General features: G+C 74.8%; 14 protein-coding genes and 1 tRNA gene. 9 read left to right on the top strand and 6 right to left on the bottom strand.

Features of this window, described 5'->3' with window-relative positions; genetic code table 11:
• Together G6556_RS13695 and G6556_RS13690 are read right to left on the bottom strand one after the other, a co-directional pair.
• A partial coding sequence (locus G6556_RS13695) for a hypothetical protein (protein WP_166942369.1) occupies window positions 1–192 on the bottom strand: 192 nt, incomplete at its 3' end.
• Between the two features lie 41 nt (window positions 193–233).
• Window positions 234–692 carry a DUF4383 domain-containing protein gene (locus G6556_RS13690; protein ID WP_166942366.1) on the bottom strand — a complete coding sequence of 153 codons (459 nt, stop codon included), beginning with the start codon at window positions 690–692 and terminating at the stop codon, window positions 234–236.
• A 215-nt stretch (window positions 693–907) separates the two neighbouring features.
• On the opposite strand from G6556_RS13690, the gene G6556_RS13685 reads away from it, so the two are divergent.
• Window positions 908–1,507, top strand: coding sequence for a DUF2231 domain-containing protein (locus G6556_RS13685; protein WP_346774899.1), 600 nt, complete (start codon window positions 908–910; stop codon window positions 1,505–1,507).
• Entirely contained in the window at window positions 1,504–2,145 is a 642-nt protein-coding gene (locus G6556_RS13680) for a hypothetical protein (protein ID WP_166942363.1), read from the top strand. The genes G6556_RS13685 and G6556_RS13680 overlap by 4 nt, the downstream gene beginning before the upstream one ends.
• Here G6556_RS13680 and G6556_RS13675 read toward each other — a convergent pair.
• On the bottom strand, window positions 2,072–2,704 hold the full coding sequence (locus G6556_RS13675) for a hypothetical protein (RefSeq protein WP_166942360.1): 633 nt from the start codon (window positions 2,702–2,704) through the stop codon (window positions 2,072–2,074). The two genes, G6556_RS13680 and G6556_RS13675, sit on opposite strands and share 74 nt — an antisense overlap.
• A 139-nt stretch (window positions 2,705–2,843) precedes the next feature.
• On the opposite strand from G6556_RS13675, the gene G6556_RS13670 reads away from it, so the two are divergent.
• The 4 genes from G6556_RS13670 (at window position 2,844) to G6556_RS13655 (ending at window position 5,264) form a co-directional block, all read left to right on the top strand.
• On the top strand, window positions 2,844–3,419 hold the full coding sequence (locus G6556_RS13670) for a GNAT family N-acetyltransferase (protein WP_346774898.1): 576 nt from the start codon (window positions 2,844–2,846) through the stop codon (window positions 3,417–3,419).
• A gap of 145 nt (window positions 3,420–3,564) precedes the next feature.
• Entirely contained in the window at window positions 3,565–4,023 is a 459-nt protein-coding gene (locus tag G6556_RS19625; RefSeq protein ID WP_240934498.1) for a hypothetical protein, read from the top strand.
• Between the two features lie 233 nt (window positions 4,024–4,256).
• Complete coding sequence (locus tag G6556_RS13660; protein ID WP_166942357.1) at window positions 4,257–4,742, top strand: type II toxin-antitoxin system antitoxin SocA domain-containing protein; 486 nt, start codon at window positions 4,257–4,259, stop codon at window positions 4,740–4,742.
• Between the two features lie 234 nt (window positions 4,743–4,976).
• A complete protein-coding gene (locus G6556_RS13655) occupies window positions 4,977–5,264 on the top strand; it encodes a hypothetical protein (RefSeq protein WP_166942354.1) in 288 nt (95 codons plus the stop codon).
• Window positions 5,265–5,329: 65 nt separating this feature from the next.
• Here G6556_RS13655 and G6556_RS13650 read toward each other — a convergent pair whose 3' ends face one another.
• The 3 genes from G6556_RS13650 to G6556_RS13640 form a co-directional block, all read right to left on the bottom strand.
• Complete coding sequence (locus G6556_RS13650; protein ID WP_166942351.1) at window positions 5,330–5,959, bottom strand: hypothetical protein; 630 nt, start codon at window positions 5,957–5,959, stop codon at window positions 5,330–5,332.
• A gap of 835 nt (window positions 5,960–6,794) precedes the next feature.
• Window positions 6,795–6,867 (bottom strand) — tRNA-Lys (locus G6556_RS13645).
• 147 nt (window positions 6,868–7,014) lie between these two features.
• A complete protein-coding gene (locus G6556_RS13640; RefSeq protein ID WP_166942348.1) occupies window positions 7,015–8,379 on the bottom strand; it encodes a glycoside hydrolase family 3 N-terminal domain-containing protein in 1,365 nt (454 codons plus the stop codon).
• A 53-nt stretch (window positions 8,380–8,432) separates the two neighbouring features.
• On the opposite strand from G6556_RS13640, the gene G6556_RS13635 reads away from it, so the two are divergent.
• From G6556_RS13635 to G6556_RS13625, 3 genes are all read left to right on the top strand, one after another.
• Window positions 8,433–8,807, top strand: a complete 375-nt coding sequence (locus G6556_RS13635; RefSeq protein ID WP_166942372.1) for a metalloregulator ArsR/SmtB family transcription factor — start codon at window positions 8,433–8,435, stop codon at window positions 8,805–8,807.
• A gap of 74 nt (window positions 8,808–8,881) precedes the next feature.
• Complete coding sequence (locus G6556_RS13630) at window positions 8,882–9,748, top strand: cation diffusion facilitator family transporter (protein ID WP_205693475.1); 867 nt, start codon at window positions 8,882–8,884, stop codon at window positions 9,746–9,748.
• Window positions 9,749–9,798: 50 nt separating this feature from the next.
• Window positions 9,799–9,993 (top strand): DUF3040 domain-containing protein, encoded by a 195-nt coding sequence (locus G6556_RS13625; protein WP_166942343.1) that lies wholly within the window; start codon window positions 9,799–9,801, stop codon window positions 9,991–9,993.
• Window positions 9,994–10,184 lie beyond the last annotated feature (191 nt).

The following is a 10,184-nucleotide window of genomic DNA, read 5'->3' as shown; positions in this document are numbered from 1 at the left end:
GCGGGACACCCGGGCGACCGCGGGCACCACCAGCGGCGCGCCGAGCTCCCGGGCGCCGGGGGCGTCGGTGTCGTCGACGAGCAGGGTGCCGTGCCGGACGACGCCGCGCGGGTGCAGGGGGCGCGGGGACGGGCGCACCCGGTCCACGGCCCCGACGAGGGCGCGCAGGACCGCGCCGGCGGCGTCTGCCACCGGCGCGGTCCCGGTGGGGCGCGCGGCCCCGTGCGCGCGGCTCAGGCGCGCACCGTCGTCGAGCTCGTGCGGTCGCGGCGCGGCCACAGGGCGATGGCGAGACCGGCGAGCGCCGACACCGCGTGCAGCCAGTTGTCCGCGCCGTTGATGTTGAGGATGTTCGCGTCGGGGTTGTTCGCGACGATCAGGCCGTACACGAACGTGGCGCCGTAGCCGACGAACAGCAGCCAGCCGTAGGTCCGGGCGCGGCTCGCGCTGGACCACAGGGCGATGCCGAGCAGGCCGATCACGATGTGCACGATGTTGTGCAGCGGGTTGATCGCGAACCCGAGCAGGGTCTGCGAGTGGTCGTGCTCGGTGAACCCGTCGAAGCCGGTGACGAGGAACCCGGCGAGGCCGACGACCAGGTACGCGATCCCGATGACGAGCGCCAGGTACTGGTGCGGCTGGCGGGCGGTGGCGGTGCCGGCCGTGCGGGCGGCGGGGGTGGAGGCGGACATGGCGGATCCCTCCGTCGTGCGCTCCGGCGTGCGGTCGTGCCGCGGGGCCGGTGTCGCGCGGGGCGGCGCCGGTGCTGGACGCGGTCTCCAGCATCCGTCGGGGCTGGTCGGCCCGCACCTCGGGCGGCCCCCTGGGTGCTCCCGCCGTGCGCGACGGGGACGCCGGGGCGATGCTCGACCCAGGACGCCCCGCCCCCGGCCGACGAGGAGACGCCGTGCACGCCGACGAGAGCCCCCTGCTGACCGCGACCCGGCGCCTCGAGCGCGCCACCGCCCTCGACCAGGCGGTCGACCGGGTCCAGCCCGCCGTCCTGCGCGCGCTGCGGACCAGCCCGCGCCTCGCGTCGCTGCTGCACGGCCGCCCGCTCGGGCACGCCGCGCACCCGCTGCTCACGGACGCGCCCATCGGGTTCTGGGTGAGCGCGACCGTGCTCGACCTGACCCCGGGCGGCGGCGACGGCCGCCGGAAGGCCGCCGACCGGCTGCTCGGCCTCGGCATCCTGTCCGCCGTGCCCGCGGCGGTCACCGGCCTGGCGGACTGGGCGGTGTCCGACCGGAAGACCCTGCGGGTCGGGACCGTGCACGGCTTCCTCAACAACGTCGCCCTTGGGCTCTACGGCACGTCGTGGCTGCTGCGCCGTCGCGGGCGCCGCGGGCTGGGCGTCGCGGTCGCGCTGGGCGCGGGTGGCGTGCTCGGCGCCAGCGGCTACCTCGGCGGGCACATGGCGTCCCGGCTCGGCTCCCCGCCCACGTCGGCCTCCGGACCCGCGGAGCCGGAGGGGCGCGAGGGCACCGCGGCGGACGCGACCGCGTGACCGCGCGGCGCACGGCCGCCGCGCTGCTGCTGCGCGGCCCCGGGGGCGTCGTGCGCGTCGTCGGTGCGGCGAGCGTGGTCGTCGCCGCGGTGGTCGCGGGCCCGGTGGGGGTGGCGCTGCTGCTGCTCGTCCTCGCCGGGCTCGTCGTGCCGCCGACGGTCCGGGCGGACCCGCGGCTCGACGCGGCGTACGGGATCGGGCTGCTCGCCGCGGGGTGGTCCGGCGCCCTCGACCTGTACCAGCGGATCTCCTGGCTCGACATCGTGATGCACCTGGTCGTGACGGGCCTGATCGCCGCCGTCGGGCACCTGGTCCTGGCGCGGGCGTCGGGTGCGGTCGTCGACCCCACCCTCCCGGCGGCCCGGCGGGTGCGGGTCGGCTCGGTCGGCGTGACGACCGCGCTCGGCCTCGGGCTCAGCGTGCTCTGGGAGATCGGCGAGTACCTGGGGAACACCTACGTCGACGCCTCGATCCACGTCGCCTACCGGGACACGATCGGCGACATGACGCTCGGCGGGCTCGGCTCGCTGGTGGCGGGGCTCGCCCTGGTGCGCGCGTCGGCCGTCAGCGCGCCCCGGCCCGGGCGAGCGCGGGCGACCCCGCCGCAGGGGCGTCCGCCGGGGCCTTCCGGAAGATGATCTTGAGGATCGGGAAGAACACCACGAACGACAGCAGCGCGTTGATGATCATCGTGACGACGTCCGCACCCGCCTCGCCGGTGCTGCCCCAGCGCCCGATCATCCACTCGTAGATCGGCGCCTTGTAGAACCCCTGCAGCCAGGCGGCCGCGAACGTGATGACGACGTACGCGACGGCGTACCAGGCCGCGGCCCGCCACACGTCCGTGTCCGACTTGAAGGTCACGGTGCGCTGCAGGAAGAAGTTGATGATCTGGGCGATCGCCAGCGTGATCTGCACCGCGAGGAAGTACGCGAGCCCGCCACCGCCCGCCGGCAGCGCCCCGGCCGCATAGTCGAAGACGTAGAACGTGCTGCCGTCGGCGTTCGTGTTCACGCCGAGCACCTGGAACGCGGAGTCGACCAGCGGGGTCAGGCCGAACGCCCACTTCAGCACCGGCATCAGCGCGAGCTGCAGCACCGTCATGCCCATGCTGATCCCGGTGAACAGGATGAGCTCGGCCACCGCGGGGCGGCCCTCGGCGAGGCGCCGCCAGGCGCGGCGGGTGCGGCTGAGCATGGGGTCCTCCTGGCGTCGGCGCTCCCGGTCCGTCCCGGGGCCGAGGACAGGTAAGCCGACGGCCGGGGCGTGCGGCGGCCGTCCGGCACAACCTGTCCGCCGGGGTCCACAGGCTGTCGACCGCCGCTAGCCTGCGCGTGTGACCACCCCGTACCTGGACGCCCCCTGGCCGATCGCGACCGAGCGCCTCACGCTGCGCCCGGCGACGGCGGACGACGCGGGCGCGGTCTGGCGGTACCGCCGCCTCCCCGAGGTCGCCCGGTGGATGACCGCGCTGCCGCTCGACGAGGAGGCGTTCGCCGAGCGGTTCGCCGAGCCGGACCGCCTCGGCCCGACGGTCGTCGTCGAGCAGGACGGCGGCGTCGTCGGGGACCTCATGGTGCGCATCGAGGACGGCTGGGGGCAGTCGGAGGTCGCCGACCAGGCCCGGGCCACCCAGGCGGAGATCGGCTGGGCGTTCGACCCGGCCGCGCAGGGCCGGGGGCTGGCGACCGAGGCCGTGCGCCGGCTGCTCGACGTGTGCTTCACCGACCTCGGGCTGCGGCGGCTGACCGCGCTGTGCTTCGCGGACAACGCGCCGTCGTGGCGGCTCATGGAGCGGGTCGGGATGCGGCGCGAGGGGGAGTACCGGGCGGACTCGCTGCACCGGGACGGCCGGTGGCTCGACTCGTACGCCTACGCGCTGCTGCGGGAGGAGTGGCGCGCGGGGGTGTGAGGGGGACCGCGCGGCGCGCGGGACCCAGGGTCGCGCAGATCCAGGGGGCGCTGCGCCAGGTGCAGGACATCGAAGGCGCGACCGTGCGCCGTCTTCGAGCCGGTGGCCTCGTGGGGATCGGACCCACAATCCGCGGAGCTGCCCCGTGATCCGCTCGTTCTTCCGCGCCGCGGTGGCCGTCGGCGCCGTCGTGTTCGCCCTCGCGGTGGCCCCCGGCTCCGCCGCGGCGACCGGCGCCCCGGCCGCAACGCCGGCCCCGGCCGCGACGCCGGTGCCCGTCGCGTTCGCGCTCGACGTCGGCACGGTCGTGCAGCTGCTCGTCGCGGTCATCCCGCCGGTGGTTGTCGGGCTGGTGACGACCCGCGTGACGCCCGCCGCGCGCAAGGCGTGGGCGCTCGCGGGGCTGTCGCTGCTGACGTCGCTGCTCGCCGAAACTCGGCCGGGCGATCGCCGACGGCGCGACGTTCGACGTTGGCGTCGCCCTGCTCGCCCGCTCCTGGCGTTCGTGATCTCGGTCGCCTCGCACTACGGCCTGTGGAAGCCGACCGGCGTCAGCGCCGCCGCGCAGAACGTCGGCCCCCGCTCCGGCACCACCGACACCTGACGACCACATGCCCGACGCACGCGCGCCCGCTCCGGATCCGCGGGGCGGGGCGCTCTTGCGCGTTCGGTTGCCACGACCCTGCGGGAATCTCCTCCGGCCTTGCACTGTTCCTTGCGCGTACGCCGGCCGATAGGTGGATACGATCGACGCAACGCGCTCCCAGCAGACACCCCGGCCCCCGTCCGGGGTTCTCGCGCGTCTAGGCACACGCCGCACTGGAGGAGGAGGCCGGAATGGTCAGCGCACACGACGTCGCTGCGTACATCCTCGAGCACAAGCGTGGCCCGATGACGACGATGAAGCTGCAGAAGCTCGTCTACTACAGCCAGGCGTGGCACCTCGTGTGGGCGGATGAGCCGCTCTTCGATGAGGAGATTCAGGCGTGGGCGAACGGGCCCGTGGTCTACGAGTTGTTCAGCGCTCACCGCGGCAAGTTCTCGGTCGAGTCGTGGCCTCAGGGCGACTCGAGCAAGCTCGAGCCGTACCAGCAAGGGACGATCGACGCCGTTCTCGACACGTACGGGGATCTCAGCGGGCGGCAGCTGTCGGCACTGACTCACAACGAGGAGCCGTGGCGTGATGCTCGCGCCGGGCTCGGGCCGACGGACAAGGCCACCACGCCGATCACCCTCGACTCGCTGGCCAACTACTACTCGGCGGTCGAGCAGTCCGACGAGTCGCTCCCGGTCGGCGAGCTCGACTGGGACAGCTGGCGCTGAGGCCCGCTGCGCATGTCGGGGGGCAAGCGAAAGCCGAAGACCAAGACGCAGCCGCAGGGACAGGGACGTACCCCGCGGACCACGGCTCGCGTTCAAGGGGACGGGCGGACACCTCGGGCGCTCCCACCGGGCGCCGCGGGCGAGGAGGACGACAAGCCCCGGTTCTCCCTGCGGTACGCAGACAGTGCGTTCAGGTACACCGAGCCGTGGACCGCAGCGGAGCACGCCGCCGAGGTGCTGACGTTCATGCACGCGTTCGGCACCACGAAGTGGGAGGAGCTTCGCCGTCAGACGACGGGGTCGGGCACTCGACGACCGCGGTACCACTCACACGAGTTCGATGAGGTGCGCCCGGAAGCCCAGGAGCGCCTCTCGACGCTCGGGCACGACTTGGTGTTCGAGCGGCTCGTTCGATACCGGACGAGCGGCAAGGGTCGCGCATGGGGGTTCGAGGTCGACGGTGTGTTCTATCTGCTGTGGTGGGACACGGAGCACGCGGTCTACCCCGTAAGCAGGAAGTAGCACCGAGACGGTGCGCCCCGCCCTTCTGACAGGACGAGACGCACCGGTCGTGTCGGCCACGCCAGCTACGGCTCCTGGCGCTGGGCGCGGCGGACGGCGTCGCTCTCCGCGATCGCCTTTGCGTCCTCCGACGTGTAGTCGTAACCGGACTCGAGCAGGCCGAGACCGGGCGGGTAGCGGGTGACCCAACCGCCGCCCTTGCGAACGACGCTGTACCGGCCGACCGGAGACTCGCCGACGAACGACCCGTCCGGCTGCTGGTCCCAGCGGATCCGCGTGTCCTGCGCGGTGGCCCGCACGGCGCCATCCGGAACCTGCCAGTCCCGACCGACGCGCTCCCCGGGGAACCGACCAGCGGAGAGCCGCTGCCGCACGGCGGAGGGGGTGACGCCGAGCCGCCCCGCGGCCTCACCCACCGAGACCGACTCCGGGCTCGGGGGGAGGTCGACTCCAGCGTCGTACGCGGCGGTGGACATCGCGCGCACGACGTACGGCTCGTAGTGCAGCGCCGCCGCGAACACTGCGAGGGCGGTCGTGATGGCCTGGCTGATGTCCTTACCGGGGATCGTCAGGACCAGCTCGCGCGTGCGTGCCGGGGTGGTGACGAGCACGGCGCCGTACGGGGTGAACGGCTCGAGGTCGAACTTCTCGGGATCGGTGGAGCCGACGTCGAGCATCACGTTGTAGTCGGTCATGCGGGGCCTCCTTCGTGGCGGCGGGGATGGTGGACGATGGACTCGGGGTGGGAGCCGCTTGTTCCGGCTCCCACCCGCTACCTGCGTGGCGGCCAGGTGAAACCAGCCCACCGCGGTGCGGCGATCGGATTCCTCACCCCGCGCCGGTCACCCGGCGTACCCGGCGCCTTCGCGACGAACGCGCCGTTGCGGTAGACCATCGGTTGCTGGGTCTTGATGACCAGGATCTCGAAGCCCTGGGCTCCGCCTCCGCGAGGATCTTGCGGGTGTTTCGTCCATCATCTCCCTTCCTGTCGCGCGAACAAGACCAGAATATCCCGCGCCTTGCGCTAGCGCAAGGCGCGGGAGCAGCAGGTCGTTGGCCGCCCTCGTCTCCGGAGCTGTGGTCGCACCTCGATGACGGCGACGAGTGGCGGCCGACGCTCCCCCGCCGTGTCGGTCGCGCGCCGGACGATGACGAGGTGCGGGACCGCGACCTGACCCACTCGGTCTCCGGCCGGATGGATTGCGTCCGATCCACGCGGCCGCTGTTGAACGCGCAGCCGGTGCCGCGCGGGGTGCATCACGACGTCGATCGTCCGACCCCGGTCGCCGTGACGCCGCGGTGGGCGACTAGCGACGAGCAGCTCGAGACGATGGCCGTCGAGTGGTGGGGGACGGGGGAGCGCGCCGTGGTGTGTGTGCAGCCCGCGGACGTTCGAGTGATCACCGGGGCTGTGGGTTCCCACCTCGAACGTCCGCTGGCGGCAGGCCAGTGGCGCTGGCTGCTGTACGTCGGCTGCATGCACTCCGACGGGACCAACCCGCCGAAAGGGAAGTGTCCAGTTCAAGCCGGTGGGCCCCGTGGGGATCGAACCCACAACCCGCGGATTAAAAGTCCGCTGCTCTGCCAGTTGAGCTAGAGGCCCGGGAGGCGAGACCTCCCCTGCCGCCGGCCGGGGCGTGCTGACGCGCCGACGACGACGTGGTCGAAGGTACCGCGTCCGAGGGGTGCCGTCCGGAGCCGTCGCCGTCGGAGCGACCAGCCGTCGCCGCGGCGGGTCGGTCGCCCCCGGTCACGGCCAGGCGGTCGTCGCCCCCGCCGCAGCCGCCTGCCCCGCGTCCGGGGCGAGCTCCGGCAGGTCCACCTCGAGGCACGACATCGCCACGGGGTCGCCGCCGGCGAGCGCGGTGACCCGCGCCGCGGCCTCCGACAGCCGGGCCTCCGGGAGCGCCCCACCCTGCACGGCCGCGACGAGCCCGTCGCGCATCCGGGTCGCGTGGTTGCCGTCGGTGGCCAGCACGGCGTCGGCGCCGGCGGCGACCGCCTGGACCGCGGCGTCGGGGAAGTCCCACCGCAGGTTGACCGCGCCCATGCCGACGGAGTCGGTCATCGCGACGCCCTGGAACCCCATGTCGCGCAGCAGGGCGTACGCGCGCGGGCTGAGGGACGCAGGCAGGTCCGGGTCGAGCGCGGGGTACTGCAGGTGGTTCAGCATGACGACGGGGGCGCCGGCGTCGACCGCCCGCTGGAACGGCAGCAGGTCGGTCGCCGCGAGCTCGTCCAGGCCCGCGTCCACCAGCGAGGACTCCCGGTGCGAGTCGACGGCCGAGCGGCCGTGGCCGGGGAAGTGCTTCACCGCCGAGGTCACGCCGGCGTCGGCGAGGCCGCGCGCGTACGCGAGGCCGTAGGTCGCGGCCTCCTCGGGGTCGGCGCTGAAGGAGCGGTCGCCGATGACGCCGGTGCTGGGGCCGTCGTCGAGGTCGAGCACGGGTGCCAGGTCGAGGCCGACGCCGGCGGCCGACAGCGCCTGCCCGGTGGTCGCGGCCCGCGCACGGACGTCGTCGGGGGAGCCCTGCGCGGCCATGCGGCGCGGCGACGGTCCGGGCCCGACGACCTCCCGCATGTGCGCGACCCGTCCGGACTCCTCGTCGGTGGCCACGAGCAGCGGTCGGGCCGCCGCGGCGCGCAGCCCGGCGGTGAGCGCCGTCACCTGCTCCGTGCTGCGGGCGTTGCCGCCCGCGAGGAACACGCCGCCGACCCCGAGCGCGACGACCTGCTGCGCGAGCGGGTCGTCGGCGCGGGTGACCCCCGGGAGCCCGACCACGAGCACGGCGGCGGCCCGCTGCTCCAGGGGCGCGGGTGTGCACGTGGGCGTGGGCTCGGGGGTGGCGGACGGGACGAGGTCGGCGGCGGGCGCGGGTGCGGGTGCCGCCGCGGGTGCGGGATCGGGCGCGTCGGACCCCGCCGCCGCCCACGCGATCGGCACCGCGCCGAGCGTCACGGCGAGCACGGCGGCGGCGCCGTACCCGCGCGCCCGGCGCCGCCGGGTCGCGTCCCGGGCGTGCCGGGGCGGCGACCCCGCCGACGACCCCGCCGACGACCCGGCCGACGACCCGGCCGGCTGCCGCGACGGCCTGCCGCTCGAGGGGGTGCTCACGACGGCAGGCTACGTGCGCCGCGAGCCGCCCGCGCTAGCATCGCCTCATGGCGATGACATCCCCGGTGATCGATAACGAGAACGACCCCCGTTCCGTCGACGACGCGGCGCTCACCGCCCCGACCGCCGCGTTGTTCCGCGCCCTGGGCGAGCCCGCCCGGCTCACGATGCTGCGCCACCTGTTCACCGGCGAGCACTCGGTGCGCGAGCTGACCGAGCACCTCGGCCTCGCGCAGAGCACCGTCAGCGTGCACCTCGCGTGCCTGCGGGACTGCGGGCTGGTGACGGTGCGCCAGCGGGGGCGGTCCTCGATCTACGCGATCGCCGACCCGGGCCGGCTCGCGACCCTCGTGGGCGCGGCCGAGGACCTGCTGCACGGCGGTGCCGGGCCGGACGGGTGCGCGCACCTCGCGGGGGTTCGACCGTGAGCCACGGCCACGGCCACGACCACGGCGGCGCGCCCGGGGACGGCGCGGGGCAGCCGGCCGACCACCGCCGCCGGCTGGCGGTCGCGCTCGGCCTGACGTCGACCGTGCTCCTCGCGCAGGCGGTCGGCGCGGTCCTCACCGGCAGCCTCGCGCTGCTGGTGGACACGGCGCACATGCTGACGGACGCCGCCGGCCTGGCGATGGCGCTGGTCGCGGCGCACCTCGCTCTGAGGCCGCCGACGTCGCGCCGGACGTGGGGCTACCGCCGGGCGGAGGTGCTGGGCGCACTGGCGCAGGCCGCGGTGCTGCTGGCCGTCGGCGGGTACGTGCTGGCCGAGGGGGTGCGCCGGCTGTTCGAGCCGCCGGAGGTGCCGTCGACCGAGCTGGTGGTGTTCGGCGTCGTCGGCCTGGTCGCGAACCTGGTCGCGCTCGCGGTGCTGGCGGGCGGCCGGCGGGCGAGCTTCAACCTGCGGGCGGCGTTCCTGGAGGTGCTGAACGACGCGCTCGGGTCGGTGGGTGTGATCGTCGCGGCGGTCGTCATCGCCACGACCGGCTGGCAGCAGGCGGACGCGGTGGCGGGCCTGCTGATCGGCGCCCTCATCGTGCCGCGCGCGGTGACGCTGCTGCGGGAGACCGGCGCGGTGCTGCTGGAGTCGACCCCGCCCGGGCTCGACCTCGACGCGGTCCGCGAGCACCTGCTCGGCGTCGAGCACGTCCGCGCGGTGCACGACCTGCACGCCAGCCTCGTCGCGACCGGGCTGCCCGTGGTCACGGCGCACCTCACGGTCGACGACGAGTGCTTCTCCGACGGGCACACGGCCCGCATCCTCGACCAGCTGCAGGACTGCCTGGCCACGCACTTCCCGATCTCGGTCGAGCACTCGACGTTCCAGATCGAGCCCGCGTCGCACCGCACGCACGAGCACCTGGGCCACGCCTGACGCAGGGCATCGCGACGGCCCGGCCGCCGCGACGTGCGAGGCTCGCGCCCATGCCCGACCGCACCGGCCTGCCGCCCGACGACCGCCCCGCGATCATCCGCATCGTCGCGGCCCTGGTGCTGGGGGCGGTGCTGATCGTGGGCGGGCTCGTCACGAGCACCCCGGCGGTGACGATCGCCGGGGTGCTCGTGCTGTTCGTGTGCTCGACCGCCACGCGGGTCTGGTACTTCCGCCGCCGCCGCTGACCTGCGGGCGGACGGCGTCACGCGTCAGCGGTCGACGTCGTCCGGGTCGGGACCGGGGCTCGTCGGCCGGACGGCGCCGGGTGCGCCGGACGCGGTGCCGGTGACGGCCTCGGCGCCGGCGCCGGCGGCGCCCGTCGCGCGCTCGGCGCGGTGCGCCTCGTGCCGGGGGTCGTCCTGGTTGAGGTCGTCCG

It is taken from the genome of Cellulomonas sp. IC4_254 (assembly GCF_011603975.1).
Taxonomy (GTDB): Bacteria; Actinomycetota; Actinomycetes; order Actinomycetales; family Cellulomonadaceae; genus Cellulomonas.
The sequence above is the reverse complement of the archived record's forward strand: the minus strand, read 5'-3'. Positions and strand labels throughout refer to the sequence as shown.

What these genes read in the sequence shown, in the direction of transcription:
- G6556_RS13625 (WP_166942343.1), top strand. Translation starts at nt 9,799, where the DNA reads ATGCCCGACCGCACCGGCCTGCCGCCCGACGACCGCCCCGCGATCATC.
- G6556_RS13675 (WP_166942360.1), bottom strand. Translation starts at nt 2,704, where the DNA reads ATGCTCAGCCGCACCCGCCGCGCCTGGCGGCGCCTCGCCGAGGGCCGC.
- G6556_RS13660 (WP_166942357.1), top strand. Translation starts at nt 4,257, where the DNA reads ATGGTCAGCGCACACGACGTCGCTGCGTACATCCTCGAGCACAAGCGT.
- G6556_RS13690 (WP_166942366.1), bottom strand. Translation starts at nt 692, where the DNA reads ATGTCCGCCTCCACCCCCGCCGCCCGCACGGCCGGCACCGCCACCGCC.
- G6556_RS13635 (WP_166942372.1), top strand. Translation starts at nt 8,433, where the DNA reads ATGACATCCCCGGTGATCGATAACGAGAACGACCCCCGTTCCGTCGAC.
- G6556_RS13650 (WP_166942351.1), bottom strand. Translation starts at nt 5,959, where the DNA reads ATGACCGACTACAACGTGATGCTCGACGTCGGCTCCACCGATCCCGAG.